Source organism: Roseibium sp. M-1, from assembly GCF_054515675.1.
The window spans coordinates 1,291,063-1,311,529 of record NZ_CM137257.1; the positions used below are offsets into that span (position 1 = coordinate 1,291,063).

Genomic DNA, 20,467 nt, shown 5'->3' on the forward strand with positions numbered 1-20,467 from the left:
CAAGGCTCCCGGTCCGCTTTCCAACTTATCCCGAATGGTTGCTCGCACAAGAGTGCGTAGATAAGGCAGGGACAGATGGACGCGACAGTTTACTTTGTTGGCATTGATGTATCGAAAGCGACGCTGGATGTGCATGTGCTCCCGGGAGATACGCGAGAGCGCTTTGGCAACGACCCTGCCGGATGGGCAGAGCTTGTCGCGTTGTTGTCGCCCTTTGCAGTCGAACGCGTGGTGATGGAAGCGACCGGCGGCTACGAGCGCAAAGCAGCCCGGGAGCTTCAGAGGTGCGGGCTGCACGTTTGCGTGGTCAACCCGCGCCGTGTCCGGGACTTTGCCAAGGCTGCGGGCATTCTGGCCAAGACCGATCCGCAGGACGCGGCCGTTCTGGCCCGTTTCGCGCAGGTGTTCGATCCGCCGGCAGCTCCCCAGCCCGACGAGGCGGAAGCCAAACTGGCGCAATACGCCACCGTGAGAGAGACGCTGGTGGCCGAAAGGACCCGCCTTTCCAATCAGATCGGCCTCAATGACGATCCCGCTCTGCTGCAGTTGCTTCACAGGCTGCAAGAAGCAAACAAAGCCGCAATCGCTGATCTGGACCGCCTGATCCAGGCCTGCATTCGGCAAAAGGCTGACCTGCACCGGCGCTACGAGCAACTGCAAGGCGTTCCCGGCATCGGGCCGGGCGCGGCTGTCTCGCTCCTGGCTTTCATGCCCGAACTGGGCCAGGTCTCGCGCCGCGCCATTGCCGCCCTCGTCGGCGTTGCCCCCTTCATCCGGCAAAGCGGTACCATGCGCGGTCAAAGCAGGATTGCAGGCGGCCGTGCCAGCGTGCGGCGGGCTCTCTTCATGGCAAGCCTGTCCGCAGTCCGCTTCAACCCGATCATCAAAACCTTCTACCAGCGCCTCACCAAAGGCGGCGCCAGCAAGAAAAAGGCAATCATCGCCTGCGTCCGTAAACTCATCACCATCCTCAACGCTATGGTCCGAGACGGTAAGGACTGGAGCCAAAAAACAATCTCATAAACATGGTTGCTTCGAGACGCCGCGTTGCGGCTCCTCAGGATGAGGTCTAAGAGGGAGCGGTGCGAGGAAGGCGTTTACTGCACCGGGCAGTCTGCCTCGTCGTAAAGTTCGAGCGAGGACATCTTGCCGTGGATGGTGAAATCGCCGTAGTCGAGCTTCAGCTGGCCGCTGATGCCGTTCTGGTAGAGCCAGAAGGACAGCTGGTAAACGGGAAGAAGCTCGCCGGACGCGTTTTCCGTGCTCGGGTCGAAATAGGCAACGGTCACCGGCCAGTAGGCGACACCGGCCAGCGCCGCGTCCTGCCCGGCCGCAACCGCCTTGCCGTCATTTTCCGCCTTCGTCCCGATCACGGTCGTCGTCGCATAGACCTTTTCGCCGGTCTCCGCACCGTCATAGATATCGGCGGCCAGAAAATGCACGCCGTTATCCGCTGCGTTCAGGATCGCCAGGAGATGCTCCGTCGGAAACAGCACTTCCCGGCCGATTTCCAGCGATTTTTCGGCAGGTTCCTTCAGTTCCACGGTCCTGGCGCCGCTGCCGACACGGGCCGTGCCGCGGGTCGCCTCGACCAGCTTCTGGTCGACAAAGGTCTTGGACAGGAACTGGTAGCTCTCGGCCTTGGGCTCCTCAAAGGACGTTGTCTGCAGATCGGTGATCTGGGAGCCGCCATCGGTGTCCCGGAACTCCGTCACGAAACGGAAATTGACGCTGTAGCCTTCACAGGCGCTGCCGGAAAAATCATAGACCATACGTCCGTTCAGCCCAGCAATCCCGGCCTGCTCTTCCGTGTCGCCGAGTTTCATGTCGTAGACCGCCCGATGGGGAACGAGCCTTTGTCCGGCAGAGCCCCCTGCACTGGCGGCAAGGGCCGCCGAACCCGGCACAACAGTGACGGCCAGAGCCAGCGTGACTGCGCCAAAGGTCAAGGACACCGACTTCGGAACGCACTGCATCAAAAAACCTCTTCCTTCGTGTCCGGACGGCCAATTCAGGCCTGCGACCGGTTCCACATTATGCGACAAACTGTGCCTTTCGCTACAGCGAAAGCTTCTCGTCCGGCGCTCAGGCGCCCCTGCACAGCGCATATTTCACACGTTGCGGCCTCAAAGTGTGTTTTCCGGCGAAACAAACAAGCCTCCTCCACAGTTTCCTGTGAGCGAGACACCTGTTTTTGCCCTTGTCACCTTTGACGAATTGCGCCAAGACACGCCAACAGTCCTCTAAATTGGAGAAGGCCATGAGCAGCACCATCGACGCCCGCTTGCAGGAACTGGGGATCTCGCTTCCGGAAGCCGCGGCACCGGCTGCGAACTATGTTCCGTTTGTTGTCACCGGCAACCAGCTGTTTGTCTCCGGCCAGTTGCCGATGGCGGGCGGCAAGTTGCAGGTCACCGGCAAACTGGGAGACGGGCTCGGCATCGACGAAGGCAAGGCAGCGGCCAAACTCTGCGCCATCAATCTGCTTGCCCAGGCCAAGGCCGCAACGGGCAACCTCGACAAGGTTGTCCGCCTGGTTAAGATCGTCGGCTTCGTCAACTCCACTCCCGACTTCACCGATCAGCCGCAGGTCATCAACGGCGCATCCGATTTCCTTTTCGAAGCCATGGGTGACAAGGGCCGGCATGCCCGTTCCGCCGTGAGCGCCGCCTCGCTGCCCTTCGGCGCCGCTGTCGAAATCGAAGCCATCTTCGAAATCGAAGCCTGATCCCTTCCACCGGCGGGCGCGCGGATGCACCCGCTGCCCTCCCGAGCACTGGCCAGACGCGTCATGACCCCGGACCTTGCGGCGATCTTTGCCCGCCCGATTGCCCATCGCGGCTATCACGATGCCGATAACGGCATCATCGAAAACACCCCGACCGCGATCCAGCGGGCGGTCGAGCGCGGCTTCGCGATCGAGGTTGATGTCCAGGAAACCTCCGACGGCGAGGCTCTGGTGTTTCACGACTATACGCTCGACAGGCTGGCGGACGGCACCGGCCGGGTAATCGACCAGACTGCTGCGGATCTGACGCGCCTGCAGATGAAAACGGGAACGGACAGGCTCTGGCTGCTCAGGGACCTTTTCGACCTCGTCGACGGCAAGGTGCCGCTGGTGATCGAGATCAAGTCACTGATGCGCCGGGATGCGCAGATGGATTTCGTCCGTCACGTGACCAGCCAGGTGGCGGATTACAAGGGGCCTGCCTGCATCAAGTCCTTCGATCCGGACATGCTTTCGATAGCACGCGGGCACAATCCGGATGTTCTGCGCGGCATTGTTGCGGATGCGGCCGAACCCGGTCCCGACTATGCCCGGTATGGCCGCGTCGATCGCTTCATCCTGCGCCATCTCCTCCACGCACCGCGCACTCGCCCGCATTTCATTTCCTATGGCATCAAGGACCTGCCGAAGGCGGGACCCAGCCTGCTGCATTCGGTCTTCAAGCTTCCGCTGATGACCTGGACGGTGCGTACAAGCGACCAGCGCGAAAAGGCAGGGCGCTACGCCGACCAGATCGTTTTCGAGGGGTTCGATCCGGACAAATAGCCGCGAAGAACCCTCGGCTGGCCGCCCGGATTTCAAGAAGATTTCATGGGGATTTCAAGACTGGGAGACCGTACCTCTTGCACTGCAAAATGACGGCTCTACATTCAGGTCAAGCGCTTCTTCATCTGGCAATTTCTGACGCATGAGTTCATCCCAGTCCGAGGACACAAAAAAACCGGCTGCAGAGGCCGGCGAAACCGTTTCGTTGCGGATCCTCTCATCCTTGAAGGATGTTCCGGGCACGGACTGGGACCGGGTTGCCAATCCCGGCTGGAAGCTCTCCGGCAGCGGAAAGCTGCAGCGGGAAGAGACTTGCCAGGCACCCGGGGGCCTTCCTGGAAACCTGGCTGCCGACTGGTCCGGCGCCTTGGGTATCGAAGCTGATGCAGTTTCTGAAGAAACCTCTTTCAACCCATTCCTTTCTCATGCATTTCTGGAAGCGTTGGAAACATCGGGCTGCGCAACTGAGGCCACCGGCTGGTTGCCCCGGCACATGCTTCTTCAGGAAGCGGGCGGCACGGTTCTGGGCGCTGTACCCGCCTATCTGAAAAGCCATTCTCAGGGCGAATACGTCTTCGACCACGGCTGGGCGGATGCCTTTTACCGGGCGGGCGGCGACTATTACCCGAAGCTGCAGGTATCTATCCCATTCACACCCGCGACAGGGCGTCGCTTTCTCACCGGGCCCGGTGTCAACCGCGAAGCCGGCCTGCAGGCACTTGCCGCCGGTCTCGTCCAGGTCTGCCGACGCTCCGGCGCTTCCTCCGTTCACGCCACCTTCCTGACCAAACCCGAATGGGACAGCCTCGGCGAACTTGGCTATCTCAGGCGCACCGATCAGCAGTTTCATTGGGAAAACGATGGCTATGACAGCTTCGACGGTTTCCTGGCGGATCTCGCCTCGCGCAAGCGAAAGGCCATCAAGAAGGAGCGCCGGGAAGCGCTTGGTGCCGAGGGCATCGAGGTGGAATGGGTCACCGGCAAGGACCTGACGGAAGCCCATTGGGATGCCTTTTTCCGGTTCTACATGGACACGGGCTCGCGCAAATGGGGCCGGCCCTATCTGAACCGCACATTCTTCTCGCTGATCAACGAGCGCCTGGCCGAGCGCACATTGCTGGTGCTGGCCAAACGCAACGGCCGCTATGTTGCCGGTGCACTCAATTTCATCGGCTCCGACACGCTCTTCGGACGGCACTGGGGTTGCACCGAGCACCATCCGTTCCTGCATTTCGAGCTCTGCTATTACCAGGCAATCGATTTCGCGATTGCCCACGGCCTGAAACGGGTGGAGGCCGGCGCACAGGGTGCGCATAAACTCGCCCGCGGCTATCTGCCAACCACCACCTATTCCGCGCACTGGATCGCCCACGAGGGACTGCACGATGCGGTCGCCGATTTCCTGGAACACGAACGTCTGGCGGTGGAGCGCGAGAACGAAGCCCTCGCCGATCATGCCCCTTTCCGCAAGGACGGCTAGAGCAAATCGCGTTTTATCGGAATCGCTTTTTGCTGTCTGAAATCAGAGATTTCAACGCAAAAAGCGATGCAAGACATTTCCAGTTAAACGCGACGCGCTCTAGATCAGCGGACGCAGAACCGGACTCGGTTGAGCGTCCAAAAGCTGATCGATCTTAAGACGCTCCAGGCGGCACCACCTGTCTTCTCCGATAAAGCGTCGCTTCAGAATACGAGCTGCATCTCATGTTGCCGCAACAGTTCCTCGGCTCCCAGCTTCTGCAGAAACGCGTTCGCCGTTGCTGCCGTTGTGTCCACGTTGACGAAGCGCAGATCATCGATGCCGGCCGTTTCGCTCAGGGCCAGCAGCAAAGCGCGGCCTATCCCCTGCCTGCGGCGATCTTGCCGCACCGCGATCTGCGCGACCGCGCCGTCCGAATAACAAGCCCCCCAGCCCAGAAGTTCTCCTGCCTGCCGGACAGCCAGGAGGTGAATATCCGGGCTCAGTCCTTTAAGCGCCGCACGGCTGTTCTGCGGAGTTGGTAGCGTATCGACGTAGAGGCGCTCGTCGTCCGGCAGGTCTTCAAGACCGACCGGCTCCACGATCCAGTCGGTCGGGCCGGCTGCAATCGCGCCCTCAATGCCAAGCCGGAAAACACCAAGCGTGCGGCTGCGCCGGAAGCCGGCGGCTTCATAAGCGGCAACTGCCTTGTCGTTGGTGGTGATCACCTCGAGCTGAAGTCCCGACGCTCGAGAGGCACGCTGTCTTTCCACGACCTTCTGCAGCAGCTGCCGCGACAGGCCTTTGCGGCGGTGCGCGGGGGCGCTGCCGACAGAGAGCGTATAGGCACGGTTGCCATAGTCCGGGTTTGGCGGGCTTGAAAACCAGAAGCCCGCGATGTCGTCACCGTCAAAGGCCACGAAGGAATGCTCCGGCGAGAAGCCGCGCTGGCGCTGAAAGTCGATAAAGCCCGCCTCCGTCAGATGCAGCGGCGTCACATAGTCCGAAAAGGCCAAATTCAGCGCAGCACAGAGCTGCTTTACGCTTAAAGGAGCGCAATCTGTAAATCGATAGGTCATCTCAATTTCCGAAGGACCTGCAAACAGTGGGACGCTTGCAAACTATCACGGTGAGGCGGCAAGAGACGGCAGAGCCCCCTCTCCATCCGACGCCGGCAAGGCTGCCGGCAGATCATTCCTGATAGGTCAGATCATCTTGCGCGTTCTCTCGAATGCCTCTGGCCCTAGTCGAATGCCTCCGCAACGTCATACATCACGGGCTCGAAGCTCTTGCACAGCAAGGCGATGCGCCGGTTCCGTTCGCGCATCTCGTTTGTTCGCAACATCGCCAGGAAGTCTTCCCGCCGCCGCCACTGCGAATAATTCGCGATCCGCGTCTGCGCGTCGTTCACATGCAGGCCTGCGCCGATGAAACCGGGTTGATGGCGGATGAAATTCTCATAGGCATCCTTCAATTCGTCCAGAAGGTCGAAGCAGGTGCCCGGTGTCATCTCGAAGGTTGTGATGACGGTCTGGCAATCGCGATCACTTGAAATCTCGGGCATGGCTCTCCTCCTCGGCCGTTTGCACCGAGGCTGGCACGTTTTTGAAAGACCGGCAATATGGGGAGGTTACGTGGGCAATGCTGCTGTGCTTTTCAGTCAGCCTCAATCCCCTCCACATTCATTCCGGCAACGGCTTCGCGTGCCAGCGACAGAAGCTTGTCGAAATGGGCCGTCCGTGAGCTGCCGCGGCGCCAGACGAGGTAAAGCACGCGCCGCATGGGCACGCCTTCGACCCGTTTCAGAAGCAGATCAGGCTCCTTGCGGAATTCGGAGGCAATGTAAGCAGCCGGGAAAAGGGCGAGGCCCATGCCGATCGAGGCCATCTGGCGCAGGGCGTCAAGGCTCGTGCCTTCGTAATCCTGGCGGAAATCCGCGCCGGCTGCGCGCGCCAGGGCCTGGACGTCGTTGTGCAGGCGGAAGCCCTGACCGAGCGCGAGAAGCTTCTCGCCGCGCAGCAGATCGACCGGGATCACATCAAGCCCAGCCAGCGGGTGCGATCTCGGCACCGCCAGCGAGACGCTCTCGCGGCATACTTGCCGTGCGGTCCACTGATCCGAGGGCGTGATGTCCGGGGTCAGAATGCAATCAAGCGTCCCGGCGGTCAGGCCCTCTTCAAGGTGGTTGGGCCTGTCTTCGCGGATGTAGAGTTCCAGCAGCGGGAATTCCGTTTTCAGAATCGGCAGCAGATAGGGCATGAAATAGGGCCCGAACGTGGGTGAGACACCCATGCGGATCAATCCACCGAGATTGTCTCGGCCGGCCTTGGCCGCCGTCACGATTTCGTCGAGATTTTCCAGCGCCTGACGCGCCAGCGGCAACAGGCGCTCCCCCGCTGCCGTCAGGCTGACGCCGCCACTGCCCCGTTCCAGCAGCGCCGTGCCCAACAGCTCCTCCAACAGCTTGAACTGTACCGATAAAGTCGGTTGGGACACATGGCACCTGGCCGCGGCCTGGCCGAAATGCAGGGTTTCGGCAAGGGCGATGAAATAGTCCAGTTGCCGGGGAGGAGGCCGATGGCGCATCGAAAAGACCTAACTAATAGTTTTTCACTATCATCATAATCGAAACAATGAATTTCTTCTATTCTCTTGTCGTTGCCATATCTCGGTTGTCACCGACACAGCCGAATGCACAAGGAGGCAGGCGATGTACAACAGACTGAAATCTCTGCGGAGCCAGCACACGACGCTCGATACCCTGATCCAGCGGGAGGAAATGCATCCCTATCCGGACAGGCAGCACATCCGCTCACTGAAGAAGTTCAAGCTGCGGCTGCGTGACGAGATGAACCGCATCGAAACCGGCCTGCGCTCCGGCCGGCTTGCCTACTGACCAACGACATCACTCAAGGGAGACACCGATGACACCGTTCTGGCCCTTCCGCACCCTGCTGCCGGTCTCGACCCCGCCCCTGTCGAGACAGAGCCGCCTTGAGGACCTGAACGCACGCATGTCCTCGTTCCTGGCGGAAAAACAATCGTGCCGCACCACCTGCCCGAAGGTGCTGGACAACATCAAGGCCGCCAGGTCCAACGTCCAGCGCGAGATGGCCGGCAAGCGATAGAGCTCATCGCCCAACCAGACCGGCTCTTTTTCGGCCTATCCGGACTTCCGCCGTCCGGCCACGCCAGCCGTCCAGCTGGACCGCCCGCCCGCAGGCCTCGCGGGCGGGCTTTTTTGTTGCCTTGCATTCGGCGCCCTACGTAAACTCCGGAGCAAAACAGTGCAGCGGAACCGTCCATGTCCTCATCGCCCTATTATTCGCCCGAAGGCGGCCATCCGCCGCAAACCCAGCTCTTGAGCGACCGCGCCGTCTTTACCGAGGCCTATGCGGTGATCCCCAAGGGCACGATGCGCGACATCGTCACCAGTTACCTGCCCTTCTGGGAGAAGACGCGCCTCTGGGTGCTGTCCCGGCCACTGTCCGGTTTCGCCGAGACGTTTTCGCAATACATCATGGAGGTCCAACCGGGTGGTGGCAGCATGCAGCCGGAAGCCGATCCGGAGGCCGAGGGCGTCCTCTTTGTCGTCGAGGGCAGCATGACGCTCGTGATCGAGGGCAACCTTCACCTGATGGAGACAGGTGGCTATGCCTATCTGCCCGCCGGCTGCCGTTGGACCTTGAAGAACGAAAGCAGCGGCCCGGTGCGTTTCCACTGGGTGCGCAAGGCCTATGAGCCGGTCGACGGTCTGGCGCGGCCGGAGCCTTTTGTCACCAACGAGACACTTGTTGCCCCAAGAGAAATGCCGGGCACAGACGGCAAATGGGCGACAAGCCGGTTCGTGGACCCCGAGGACCTTCGCCACGACATGCATGTCAATATCGTCACCTTCCAGCCGGGAGCCGTGATCCCCTTTGCCGAGACCCATGTGATGGAGCACGGGCTTTATGTGCTGGAAGGCAAGGCCGTCTACCGGCTGAACCAGGACTGGGTCGAGGTCGAGGCCGGCGACTACATGTGGCTGCGCGCCTTCTGCCCGCAGGCCTGTTACGCCGGCGGGCCGGGCAAGTTCCGGTATCTTCTCTACAAGGACGTCAACCGGCATATGAAACTGAAGCGTGGATGACGTCGGAGGAACTGACGAAAAAAGGCGGCCAAGGCCGCCTTTCTCACTTTACCTGCGTGAGGCTCATTCTGCTGGTGACGGAACGGCTTTGACTGCCGTGGCCGGTTCTTCCTTCACCTTGGCTTTCTTCGGCGGGCGGACCCGGAAGAACAGGGCATAGAGCACCGGTGCGGCGATTAGGGTGAGGACGGTGGCGAAGGCCAGGCCGCCCATGATCGTCACCGCCATGCCACGGAAAAAGGCATCAGACAGAAGCGGCGCCATGCCCAGGATGGTGGTGATCGCCGCCAGCATCACCGGCCGCATACGCGAAACGCTGGCCTCGACAATGGCTTCATACTTGTCCCTGCCCTCGCCGATCAGATGATCGATCTCTTCCAGAAGCACGATGGCGTTCTTGATCAGCATGCCGGAGAGCGACAGGAAGCCGAGCAGCGACATGAAGCCGAAGGGCGTGTCGGTGGCGAGCAGTGCAATGGCAACACCGTTGATCGACATCGGCACCATCAGCCAGATGATCAACGGCTGGCGCACCGAGCCGAACAGCAGGATCGAGATGATCAGCATCACCAGGAAGCCGAGCGGCAGCTGGGCACCGAGTGACGCCTGCGCATCGTTGGTGCTCTCGTATTCGCCGCCCCACTCCAGCGCGTAGCCGGCCGGCAACTCGATTGCCTCGATCTGCGGCCGCACCCGGGCAAGCGCCGCCGAAGCGGTCTCGCCGGCCGTCGTCTCGGCCTTCACGGTCAGCGTGCGCACCCTGTCGCGGCGATGGATCAACGTGTCCTGCGGCTCCATGACGAAGTCCCGCACCACCTGGTCCACCGGCACATAACGGCGCTGATTGCTGCTCCAGACGAGCGAATCCGCAACGCTTTCGTTGACCGAAATACCGTCCTGACCCAAGCGCCGGGCAACGATCGGGATACTGTCGTCGACGTCCCGGTAGGAGCCGACGCGCACGCCTTCCGTTGCAAATTGCAGCGAGACCGAGAGCTCCTCGCGGGTGACGCCTGAAATACGGGCCCGGTCCTCGTCGAAGATCGGCCGCACAACCAACTCGCGCTGGCGCCAGTTGGTGTTCACGTCCGCGAGCCTGTTGTCCGGCAGATCGAAGATTGCCTTTGCCTCATTGCCGAGACGCTTGAGCACATCCGCGTCGGGACCGGAGAAACGCGCTTCGATCTTCGCACCGCCGCCGGGGCCGAAAACAAGCCTCTTGGTGATGATCTGTGCGGCCGGGAAGCGATCCGCGAAGGTGCGGCGCAGATCCAGCGCCAGCATGTCGATGTCGTCGCGGCTCCTTGTGCGGATGATCATGTGACCATAGGCGGGATTTGCGTCTTCCGGCGCATAGGTCAGCATGAAGCGGGTCGCCCCGCCGCCGGCAAAGGCCGTGACCGTCTCAACCCGGTCATCGGCAAGGACCACCGCTTCCATTTCCTTCAGGTCCGCCTCGGTCGCCCGGATATCGGTGCCTTGAGGCGACCAGTAATGCACGTAGAAGATCGGGGTGTTCGAATCCGGGAAGAAGGCCTGCTTGACGTTGCCGAAGGCGATGACGCAGGCGACCGTGACGCCGATCAGGACCGCCACCGTGATAAGGCGGACATGCAGCGTGCCCACCAGAAGTCCGCGATAGGAGCGATAGAGAATGCCTTTGTAGGGATCGTGATCTGCGAGATCTCCGGTCGCGGTCCTGAAGAAATACTTGCCGAAGAGCGGCGTCACCGTGATGGCAAAGACCCAGGACAGCAGCAGCGAGATGCCGATCACGGCAAAGAGCGAGAACAGGAACTCTCCTGTCGCGTCAGGCGAGAGACCGATACCGGAAAAGGCCATGATGCCGATGACGGTCGCCCCGAGCAGTGGCCACATGGTCTGCTTGACGATGCGGCTTGCGGCGTCGATCGCCTTCTGGCCGCGCTGCATGTAGATCATCATGCCTTCGGCGACCACGATGGCGTTGTCCACCAGCATGCCCATGGCGATGATCAGCGCACCAAGCGAGATGCGCTCCATCTCGATGGCGAAGATGCGCATGAAGAGAACGGTCGCCATCACCGTCAGCAGCAGCACCGTGCCGACCACGATCGCGGCCCGCCAGCCCATGAAGAGCGCCAGAACACCGATCACGATGACGACGGAGGCAGCCAGGTTCAGGATGAAGCCGTTGACGCTTTCGTCCACCACCACGTTCTGCTCGTAGATCGGGTGGATCTGCATGCCGACGGGCAGTTGCGCCTCGATCTCCGCAAGTTTTTCGACCACCCGGCCACCGACCTCGACGATATTGGTGCCGTCGACCTGGGAAACGCCGATGGTGACCGCCTCGTGACCATCGTGCCGGATCAACCGGTCAGGCCGCTCCGGTTCACCCAGTTCCAGCGTGGCAATGTCGGAGAGACGGATCATCGCCGTCGAACCCGGACGGCCGATGACGAGATCCTGGATACCGCTGTAGTCATCGAATGCGGACGCGGTCATCAGCCGGATGCGCTTCTGGCCTGAAACGCCGGAGCCATTGGTCTGGATCCGGTTCTCCGCGTCCAGAACGCTGATGATATCGGTGAAGGAGATGCCGAGACCGGCCATCTTGTCCTGATCGATATTGAGGTAGATGACGTCCTGCGGTTCACCGGCAACCTCGACCTTGCCGACGCCGGTCACGGTCAAGAGCTCGCGGCGGATACGCTTGACCGTGTCGCGGATGTCGCGGTTGGTGTAGCCATCGGCGGTGAAAGCGTAGAAAAGACCGTAGACGTCGCCGAAATCGTCATAGACCAGCGGCGTTCCCGCACCTGACGGAAGGTTTCGCTGCTCGTCATTGACCTTGCGGCGCAATTCGTCCCAGACCTGCGGCAGTTCCGTGCCGTCATAGGTGGGCTTGATCTCGACCGAGATACGCGACAGGCCGGGCTCTGAAACGGAGGTGATGATGTCGAGTTGCGGCATCTGCTGGATGGCGGTCTCGAGGTTTTCGGTCACCTCGTTCTCGACCTCCGCCGCGGTCGCGCCCGCATAGCTGGTGATCACCTGGGCCTGCTTGATGGTGAAGGCCGGATCTTCGAGCCTGCCGACCGTCGTCAGGCCCCAGAGCCCGCCGAGCAGCGCCATGATCACGATCATCCAGGTGTTGACCGGTTTTTGAATGGAATAGCGTGCAATATCCACGGCTTCCGATCCTTTCTTCTGGTTCGGAATCAGTTCAGACGACGGACGATCTGACCGTCGCTCAGGTAGGCGACGCCGGCGGAAACGATCTCGTCACCCGCTGTCAGGCCGGAACGCACCGGGAGGTAATCACCCATCACCGTGCCGATTTCGACCGGTTGCTTCGACACGGCACCGGTGTCGTCCGCGAATTTCCAGACATAGGAGTCGCCATTGCCGTCAACGGCGACTGCGCTGGTGGGCACGAGGAACTGCTCGCCGAGTTCCAACCCCTCCGGCAGGAACTTGACGATGACGGAGGCCGTCATGCCGGGCGAAAGCTGTTCGGCTCCACTCCGGGGCATTGCCAGGGTGATGCGATAAGTCTGTGCGACAGCGTCGACCTGGCTGGAATGTTCGCGATACTGCAGCGGAAACATCTTGTCGCCATAGGCAGGAAAGCGTGCCTCGATCGAGGCAACCTCGGACTCAGTCACCCGCCCGAACAGGGCTTCTGCGACGTTGATATCGACCTGAACCTCAGAAACGTCATGCATGCGCACCACCGGTGTGCCGACGCTGACGGTGGTGAAGCTGTCGACCAGCCGGTCCGAGACAATGCCGTCGAAGGGAGCCGTCAATGTCGTGTAGCCGAGGTTCTGCCTGGCCTCCTTCAAGGCCTCCAGAGCCAGGTCGTGTTTGTTCTCCTGCTCGTCATAGGCGGATTGGGAGATCACCGAACGGTCACGCAGGGTTTCCAGCCGGTCCAGTTCCCGCTTGGCCTGGTCGGCATTGATGGTGGCTTCACGTACGGCGCGGTCGTAGTCGGCCGTATCGAGGCTGGCGATCAAGTCGCCCTCCTTAACCTGCTGGCTTTCCAGAACCGGCAACTTGACCAGCTTTCCGGGAACCTGGAAGGACAGGTCGACGGTCTTGACTGCGGCGACGCGGCCGGCAAAGCGGCGTTCCAGGAGGCCGATCTGGTCGGTGACCTTGAATATCTTGGCCGGCCGGGGCGCGGCATGGAGCTTGGCTTCTGCCTCCTTGACCGGGTCGACCGCGTCGTCCTGGCATGCGGCCAGCAGTCCTGCCGTCAGAATCAAGGCCGCCCAGCGGCCGAACGAGGCTTTGCGAAGTGCCAACATCTGGTCTTCCGTTCCAGTTCTAGATTTGGTTGAGCCGCTTGCGGAGGTCCTGGAAGACCGCCGCGCGTTCGTCTTGGCTAAAAATCGCCACGCAATGGGCTTCTGAAAAATGCAGACCTTCAAGGCAGGCCCAGATCGCCCAGGCTTTGCCCCGGTCGCTCGTTTCCGTCTCGATGGCGGCCTTCAGCCGGCCTTTCACGCCAAGGAAAGGTTCACTGAGATCCGGCTGGTCGGCCTTTGTGGCCAGCATCGCCTGGGCAAGGTCGCGCCGGTCGTGCAACCAACCTTCCGTCACGTCGATCATGGCGCTGAGGGTCGGACTTTCCGAGGTGAGATTGCGCGTGCGGGCGGCTGCGACTTCTTCCTCGAACTGTCGCGCCAGAAATTCCACCATTCCGGTGATCAACGCATCTTTGGTGGGAAAATTGTAGAGGACGCCTCCCTTGGAAAACCCGCTCTCCTCGGCGACAGCGTCAATGGTCAGACCCTGTGCGCCGCGGCTGCGGACAACCTCAAGGGCGGCGTTCAAGATGTCCGACTTTGTTCCTGCCGAGGATCTTGCCATTGGCCCCGCCTGTTCCATACCGTCCGGTCTGTTCAGTCGCGCTATTTATACCGTCCAGCCGGTACAGACAAGAGAAGATTTCAGCGGGTCCCAAGCACGTTTTTGACTGACGCGATTGCATACGCGCAGGCGCAGCCGTCGGATTCCCGACAGAGGCTCACGGCACAATGCATCAAAGGGATGGCTTTCAGAGCGGGAGTACTCAGGCTGCAGCGTTGCGGCGCATGGCAGATTCGTTCGCGGCCTGTTCTGCTGCCGCGGCTTCGGCTGCAAGACGCGCCCGTTCGCGTGCCTCTTCCTCGGTCCGTGCGGCGAACTCGATAAACTCGTCGGCCGGCATGGGAGCGGCGAATATATAACCCTGGGCGGCGGTCACGCCGAGTTCCAGCAGACGTTCGATCTGCTCTTCCAGTTCGACGCCTTCGGCGATGATGCCCATGCCGAGATTGTCGGCGAGTTCCACCATGGAATCGACGATGGTGGTGGAATTGTCATCCGAGCCGATCGTGTCGATGAACATCTTGTCGATCTTGATGATGTCGACACCGAGCTTCTGCAGATAGGCCATGCCGCCATGACCTGTTCCGACATCGTCCAACGCCACGCGCACGCCAAGCGCCTGCAGTTCGGCGATGATCTTGCGGGCCAGTTCCATATCTTCCAGCGGATGGCGTTCGGTGACTTCCACCACGATCTGCTGGAAGGAAATTCGGGATTTCTCGAAGATCGAGCGGATATCGGCAATGATTTCCCGATCGAGGAAATGGCCGGCGAAGAGGTTGATGGACAGTTTCAGATCCGGGTTGTCGCCGTAAAGCTCGCCGATTTCCTCCGAGGAAACGCGCATCATGTGCCGCGTCATGTCGAAGATATGGCCGTTGTTTTCCGCATAGGCCATGAACTGGCCCGGCGAGACGATCATGCCGTTCGGGCGGCGCCAGCGCATGAGCACTTCGCAGCCCCGCAGGCGGCCGCTTTCGATGTCCATGACCGGCTGATAGTAGGGAATGAACTCACCATTGCGGATAGCCGCGATGAACTCGTCGTCGGCCTCGCGCTCCGGCCGCCAGGACAGCCAGACACCGATCGCAACAAACAAAAGCGCAATGCCGCCACAGGCGGCAGCGGCCACGACCTTGAGATCCTGCACCACCTGGGTTGCAGCGGAAGCCGGCGCCGTGACCGTCGCGACCAGCGGATATTGTTCGGAGTTCACCTCGACGGACAGGAGATCTTCCGGATCGCTTGCCTCGGAATTGTAACCACCGACGCTGTACCAGAGAAGATTGTTGCCGAGACGAAGTTCCGCCCGCCGGTAGGCGCGCAGATATTCAGGCCCCGGATCCATGGCAATCACCGCAGGCGTGACTTCAGCGAAGATACGTGTCCGGTCCTTGAGGTCCCAGCTGATGACGGCCGCGCGGGCCCCGAGATAATTCCGGTCCAGCATGCCGATGCCCACAAGCGGCCCATCGTCCCTCAGCGGTGGCAGGATCACCTTGCCCGCCAGCTCCCGATCCGGAATGATGCACATGCGCTGACCGGCGGCATCCGCAAGGCCGATCGCATCGATCATGCCGTTTTCGACGATCTGCTTTTCGTAAATGACCCGGTCCTGAGCGTCACAGGTCTGAACATCATCCCGGTCAAGCCGCTGCAGCAGACTGACAGTGGTCGTGATGGCTTCTTCCGCCCGATGGATCGCCACATTGCCCATGGCTTTCATTTCGGTGACGGCACGGCGCTCGGCATATTGATTGAGGATGATATTGATCACGAACAAGGGAGTGACCGCCAGCACAAGTGCGATCAGCACAGTTTTCACAAAGCCAGAATACCGGAACGTCAAAATGCGAGCCTGTTCGTGAATAATATCCTTTGTGACCTTCGTCGATCTCGGTAAACAAGGACTGAAGATTTGGCACTTGAAGTCCGATCATATGATTGAAATGACGCGACGAACGGCAACGGAACGTCTGGATTTGGGCCTTGCTGGAAACCCGTCGGCTTGAGGAGGTGGAAGGAGGCCTGCCGTGCGCATTTGGGAGAGAATGTTTCATCCAGATCAAAGCAGGGCGCGGGAGCGCATGCTAGAGCATCGTGCCTTCGGGAGAACGTACACAAGACGCACGACCACTTTAGGATGGATCAGCTTTTGGACGCTCAACGGTTTCCGGTTGGCGTCCGCTGATCCGGCAGATTTGGCAATGAATTACCGGAACATGGGAGGTTTCCATGCAGGCCTTGTTTATCGGGCAAGCCTATATCGACGTAACCTTTTTGGCCGATCAAATGCCAACCGGGGACGAGAAAGCCATCGCCCAGGATTACGCCATCAGTTTCGGCGGCAATGCGGTCACGGCGGCCTTCTGCTGCGCCAAGCTTGGGTGCAAGCCGGACCTTCTGTGCTCCCAGGCGGATGACTGGCTTGCCCGCATGTTCCTGGACATGGCGTCTGCCTATGGCATTTCCGTGCACGGCCGCAAGGTGCGTGAAAGCTCGCTTTCCTTCATCATGCCCAAAGGCGGCAAACGGGCGATCGTGCGTTGCCGTGACAATGACTTCCTGCACCCCTTCCCGCCCCTGACATTGACCGGAATGAAAGCCTTGCATCTGGACGGGCACATGCCGGATGCGGCGCTGCATTATGCCGCCACCTGCAAGAACCTCGGCGTGCTGACGTCGCTTGACGGCGGCGCGGTGCGCGAGAATACCGACGAGTTGCTCAATCACATCGACATCGCGGTTGTTTCCGAACGCTTCTGCCAGCAGCTCGGCAAATCGATCGGTGAGACCCTTGCCTACCTCAGGGCCAGGAACTGTCCTGTCGGTGCGGTCACGCTCGGAGAACACGGCATGGTGTGGTACGAGGCGGGAGGTCCCGACAAGGTGCTGCCGGCGCTCGCGGTACCACTTGATAAAGTGGTCGATTCCAATGGTGCCGGCGATGTATTCCACGGGGCCTATATGGCGTCTTACCTCCGGTGGCCGGAACGCAGCTGGGACCAGCATTTCCACTTCGCCCGCGGCGCGTCCACCCATGCCATCCAGCATCTGGGCAATGAGGCCAGCCTGCCGTCGCTTGAGGATGTCGAGCGTGCCTCTACAAGCTTCCCGGAGAAAATTGCGGCCTGAGGCCGACCGCCTCAACCGGACCTGAGATTTCCGGGTAAAGCCGGAAAAACTGTGACGCAGAACATATTTCATATCCACGGACCGGCTAAAGCTTGCCCGGCTTTCACCTTGCCACGCACCGGCTCATGCCGCACAGTGGCCCACCTCTTTGTTGTGGAGAGTTTCAATGATGTCTTACTGTTCACCGCGGCTTGCCGCCGGCTTTGCTGCCGCCATCAGCCTGATTGCCCTTCAAGCCAGCCCGGCCCTTGCCTTCGATCCGACAGGAAACGAAGTTGCCGACGCCTTCCTGTCGCTTCTCGACGCAAAGGACGGCACCGTAGAAGGCTATGGAGCGATCGACGGATCGGGCAACACCGTCACGATCAGCGACATCGTCCTCACCAAGGAAGGTGACGACGACAGCAAGGTCACCATTGCCACCACCACCCTGACCGACGGCGAGCTTCAGGGCGACGGCCGGCTGAAACTGTCCAACCTCGGCCTGCAGAACCTGGAACTCACCGCCGATGACGGCGGCATGTCCCTCGCCAACCTGACGGTGACCGACGTGCTGCTGCCCTCTACGGATGAACTGAACGCCGACACACCGCCGGTCGGCCCGGGCTACAAGACCTTCGAGGCGAGCAGCATCGAGATCCGCAATGAAGACGGCAAAGTGGCCGACATTGCCCGGATCGCCTCTTCCATCGATGCGATGGACGGCGACCTGCCGACTGCAGGACAGTTTTCCGTGACCGGAGCGACGGTTGACGTCAAGCAGTTGCAGACCGAGGAAAGCAAATCGCTGACCGAACTCGGCTACGAGACGCTGACAGTCGACCTGGCCGGCTCCGGCAAATGGGACCCGGAAGCAGCAACGCTCGTCATTCCGGATCTGAAGATCGATGCCAAGCAGGCGGCAAGCCTCAGCGTATCGCTTTCGCTCGGCGGTGTGACCCGCGACGTCATCACCCAGCTCAACGACACGTCCCGCAAGCCTGAAGAAGCCATGGCGATCGTGCAGAACGTCACCATCGACAACGCGATCATCCGGCTGGACGATGCATCGCTGACCGGTCGCATTCTCGACCAGGAAGCCCAGAAGGCCGGGGTCGCGACCCCGGAGTATGTCGCCGGCCTGACCGGAATGATGCCGATGATGCTCGGCATGTTGCAGAACAAGGAGCTGGAAGGACAGGTTGCCCAAGCGGTGACGGAGTTCCTCAACACACCGGGTTCGCTGGAAGTGAAGGCTGCGCCGGGTGCACCCGTTCCGCTGTCGCAGATCATGGGTACGGCCATGTTCGCACCGCAGATGATCCCGCAGATACTTTCGGTCGGCATCACTGCCAACCAGTAAAGCAGTCTTGGAAACCAATAAGCCCGGACGCGCCGTCCGGGCTTTTTTTGTTTTGCCTGTTTCCTGCCGCTCCGGCTTCAACCACCTTCTTCAGGCAGCTTCTTCAGGCGGCTTCTTCGTTCCGGCTCTGAAACTGAAGTTCGCACAGTCTGCGGTAAATGCCGTCATGCTCGAAGAGTTCGTCATGCGTACCGCTTTCAACGACACGGCCTTCATTCATGACGTGGATCTGATCCGCGTGACGAACAGTGCTCAGGCGGTGGGCAATCACCAGCGTCGTCCGGCCTTTGGTGAGCGTTTCAAGGGCGGCCTGGATCTTCGCTTCCGATTCCGCGTCCAGAGCGGATGTCGCCTCGTCGAGAAGCAGGATCGGCGCGTCACGCAGCATTGCCCGCGCGATTGCAATCCGCTGTTTCTGCCCACCCGACAGATTGTTGCCGCTTTGGCCCGCCCGGGTGTTGTAGCCCCGTGGCAATCCGACAATGAAATCATGCGCATTCGCGGCACGGGCCGCTGCTTCGATCTCTTCATCCGTCGCGCCCGGTTTGCCGATTGCAATGTTGTCGCGGATGCTGAGGTCGAATACGAACCCGTCCTGGCTCACATAGGCGATATTCCGGCGAAGCGACACCTGCGTCACATCCCGCAGGTTCTGACCGTCGATCACGATATTTCCTGACTGCGGGTCGTACAGTCTTTCAATCATGGAGAATACGGTCGATTTTCCGGCTCCGGAGGCGCCGACAAGTGCCGTCATCTTGCCGGCTTGTGCCGTGAAGCTCGCACCGTTCAGCGCGGAACTTTCGCCGTAGGAGAAGACAACATCGCGGAGTTCGACCTCGCCTGCATTAACGTCAAGGCTCACGGCATTATCCGCATCCCGCAGATCGGGTTCGCGATCAACGAGCTCGTACATGATCCTCAGGCCGACGATATTCTTGCCGAGGTTCACGTTGAGGCGCGCCAGGCGGCGAGCCGGGTCGTAAGCCAGAAGCAGCGCCGTGATGAAAGAGAACAGCGCCCCCGGATCCTGACCGAGATTGATGACGGAGTAACCGCCGTAGAAGATGACCAGTGAAATCGCAATGCCGCCAAGCGTGTCCATCAACGGCGAGGTGCGCGCGGTGAGCGAGGCAATCTTGTCGGACTGCTTCTGCACTTCCAGGACGCTCGTTTCCATCCGCTTGCGCATGGTGTCTTCCATGCCATAAGCCTTGACGATGCGAATGCCGAGGACCGTTTCCTGCTGTGTGGCGCCGATTTTTGCTGACGAGACGACCTGTCGTTTCACGTATTCCTTGACGCGGCGCACCAGGAAGGCAACGCCGATGACAGCCGGTGGCATCGTGAACAGAGCAATGACGCTCAGAAGCGGGTTCTGGAAGATCATCACGAAGGTGAGACCGATCAACGTCAACAGGTCTCGCCCCAGCGAAACGATGATCAGTTCGAGAGTTGAGCGCGTTGCCCCGACCCCCTGCCCGACCCTGACGCCGATTTCCGCCAGGGAGTATTTGTCGAAATAGGACTGATCCTGGCGGATCATGTGATCGAACATCCGGCGGGACAGATCCGACACGATCGCGTTGCCGACGCGGGACAGGACAACCATCTGCCCGTAGGTCGCTGCACCTTTAAGTCCGAAGATCACGAAAACCGTGGCGGCGATCACGTAGACCATCGTCTCGTTCTTGTCGACGAACACCTGGTTGACGACGTCGCGCATGATCCACGCGCTCGCCGCCGTCGTCGCGGCGATCAAGCCCATGAAGACGAAGGCAATCAGGTATTGCGGGATGTAGGCCCTGAAGTTCTCACTGAACAGCCGTCTGATCAGCTGGACCGTTCCGTTGGGATCGGTCCAGGACCTGGATTTAAACGGATTTCGCACGAAGCGTTACCTTTCCAAAGGTATTCCATCTTTCCGACACGAAGGAGGCCGTACAGCCGGCCTCCACCCTTCTGCGGAGAGGGGTACCCCTA

At 60.7% G+C, this 20,467-nt stretch carries 18 protein-coding genes; 9 read left to right on the top strand and 9 right to left on the bottom strand.

The window, feature by feature from the left end:
- The first annotated feature begins 75 nt into the window (after positions 1-75).
- On the top strand, positions 76-1,023 hold the full coding sequence (locus ACX3M4_RS05920) for an IS110 family RNA-guided transposase (RefSeq protein WP_459357664.1): 948 nt from the start codon (positions 76-78) through the stop codon (positions 1,021-1,023).
- Positions 1,024-1,097: 74 nt separating this feature from the next.
- Here ACX3M4_RS05920 and ACX3M4_RS05925 read toward each other — a convergent pair whose 3' ends face one another.
- On the bottom strand, positions 1,098-1,955 hold the full coding sequence (locus tag ACX3M4_RS05925; RefSeq protein ID WP_459359375.1) for a cell envelope integrity EipB family protein: 858 nt from the start codon (positions 1,953-1,955) through the stop codon (positions 1,098-1,100).
- Positions 1,956-2,260: 305 nt separating this feature from the next.
- On the opposite strand from ACX3M4_RS05925, the gene ACX3M4_RS05930 reads away from it, so the two are divergent.
- The 3 genes from ACX3M4_RS05930 (at position 2,261) to ACX3M4_RS05940 (ending at position 5,033) form a co-directional block, all read left to right on the top strand.
- Positions 2,261-2,728 (top strand): RidA family protein, encoded by a 468-nt coding sequence (locus tag ACX3M4_RS05930; protein ID WP_459357665.1) that lies wholly within the window; start codon positions 2,261-2,263, stop codon positions 2,726-2,728.
- A 63-nt stretch (positions 2,729-2,791) separates the two neighbouring features.
- Positions 2,792-3,553, top strand: a complete 762-nt coding sequence (locus ACX3M4_RS05935; RefSeq protein ID WP_459357666.1) for a glycerophosphodiester phosphodiesterase family protein — start codon at positions 2,792-2,794, stop codon at positions 3,551-3,553.
- A 142-nt stretch (positions 3,554-3,695) separates the two neighbouring features.
- On the top strand, positions 3,696-5,033 hold the full coding sequence (locus tag ACX3M4_RS05940; protein ID WP_459357667.1) for a GNAT family N-acetyltransferase: 1,338 nt from the start codon (positions 3,696-3,698) through the stop codon (positions 5,031-5,033).
- A 203-nt stretch (positions 5,034-5,236) separates the two neighbouring features.
- On the opposite strand, the gene ACX3M4_RS05945 is transcribed toward ACX3M4_RS05940, so the two are convergent.
- From ACX3M4_RS05945 to ACX3M4_RS05955, 3 genes are all read right to left on the bottom strand, one after another.
- A complete protein-coding gene (locus ACX3M4_RS05945) occupies positions 5,237-6,091 on the bottom strand; it encodes a GNAT family N-acetyltransferase (protein WP_459357668.1) in 855 nt (284 codons plus the stop codon).
- Positions 6,092-6,255: 164 nt separating this feature from the next.
- Positions 6,256-6,576 (bottom strand): antibiotic biosynthesis monooxygenase family protein, encoded by a 321-nt coding sequence (locus tag ACX3M4_RS05950; RefSeq protein ID WP_459357669.1) that lies wholly within the window; start codon positions 6,574-6,576, stop codon positions 6,256-6,258.
- Positions 6,577-6,668: 92 nt separating this feature from the next.
- Entirely contained in the window at positions 6,669-7,598 is a 930-nt protein-coding gene (locus tag ACX3M4_RS05955; protein ID WP_459357670.1) for a LysR substrate-binding domain-containing protein, read from the bottom strand.
- 124 nt (positions 7,599-7,722) lie between these two features.
- On the opposite strand from ACX3M4_RS05955, the gene ACX3M4_RS05960 reads away from it, so the two are divergent.
- From ACX3M4_RS05960 to ACX3M4_RS05970, 3 genes are all read left to right on the top strand, one after another.
- A complete protein-coding gene (locus ACX3M4_RS05960) occupies positions 7,723-7,908 on the top strand; it encodes a YdcH family protein (protein ID WP_459357671.1) in 186 nt (61 codons plus the stop codon).
- A 28-nt stretch (positions 7,909-7,936) separates the two neighbouring features.
- Positions 7,937-8,140, top strand: a complete 204-nt coding sequence (locus ACX3M4_RS05965) for a hypothetical protein (protein ID WP_459357672.1) — start codon at positions 7,937-7,939, stop codon at positions 8,138-8,140.
- 176 nt (positions 8,141-8,316) lie between these two features.
- Positions 8,317-9,144, top strand: a complete 828-nt coding sequence (locus tag ACX3M4_RS05970) for a bifunctional allantoicase/(S)-ureidoglycine aminohydrolase (protein ID WP_459357673.1) — start codon at positions 8,317-8,319, stop codon at positions 9,142-9,144.
- Between the two features lie 63 nt (positions 9,145-9,207).
- Here the strand turns inward: ACX3M4_RS05970 and ACX3M4_RS05975 are convergent, their stop codons facing one another.
- The 4 genes from ACX3M4_RS05975 to ACX3M4_RS05990 all read right to left on the bottom strand — a co-directional run bounded on the left by ACX3M4_RS05975 (position 9,208) and on the right by ACX3M4_RS05990 (position 15,823).
- The gene (locus ACX3M4_RS05975) at positions 9,208-12,318 is read right to left on the bottom strand and encodes an efflux RND transporter permease subunit (RefSeq protein WP_459357674.1); all 3,111 of its coding nucleotides are present in this window, start codon (positions 12,316-12,318) and stop codon (positions 9,208-9,210) included.
- Between the two features lie 29 nt (positions 12,319-12,347).
- Positions 12,348-13,442, bottom strand: coding sequence for an efflux RND transporter periplasmic adaptor subunit (locus tag ACX3M4_RS05980; protein WP_459357675.1), 1,095 nt, complete (start codon positions 13,440-13,442; stop codon positions 12,348-12,350).
- 19 nt (positions 13,443-13,461) lie between these two features.
- A complete protein-coding gene (locus tag ACX3M4_RS05985) occupies positions 13,462-14,007 on the bottom strand; it encodes a TetR/AcrR family transcriptional regulator (RefSeq protein ID WP_459357676.1) in 546 nt (181 codons plus the stop codon).
- A gap of 202 nt (positions 14,008-14,209) precedes the next feature.
- Complete coding sequence (locus ACX3M4_RS05990; protein ID WP_459357677.1) at positions 14,210-15,823, bottom strand: EAL domain-containing protein; 1,614 nt, start codon at positions 15,821-15,823, stop codon at positions 14,210-14,212.
- Positions 15,824-16,242: 419 nt separating this feature from the next.
- On the opposite strand from ACX3M4_RS05990, the gene ACX3M4_RS05995 reads away from it, so the two are divergent.
- Both ACX3M4_RS05995 and ACX3M4_RS06000 read left to right on the top strand, forming a co-directional pair.
- Complete coding sequence (locus ACX3M4_RS05995; RefSeq protein WP_459357678.1) at positions 16,243-17,142, top strand: sugar kinase; 900 nt, start codon at positions 16,243-16,245, stop codon at positions 17,140-17,142.
- A 169-nt stretch (positions 17,143-17,311) separates the two neighbouring features.
- Entirely contained in the window at positions 17,312-18,484 is a 1,173-nt protein-coding gene (locus ACX3M4_RS06000; protein ID WP_459357679.1) for a hypothetical protein, read from the top strand.
- A gap of 103 nt (positions 18,485-18,587) precedes the next feature.
- Here ACX3M4_RS06000 and ACX3M4_RS06005 read toward each other — a convergent pair whose 3' ends face one another.
- Positions 18,588-20,375, bottom strand: coding sequence for an ABC transporter ATP-binding protein (locus ACX3M4_RS06005; protein WP_459357680.1), 1,788 nt, complete (start codon positions 20,373-20,375; stop codon positions 18,588-18,590).
- Between the last annotated feature and the right edge of the window lie 92 nt (positions 20,376-20,467).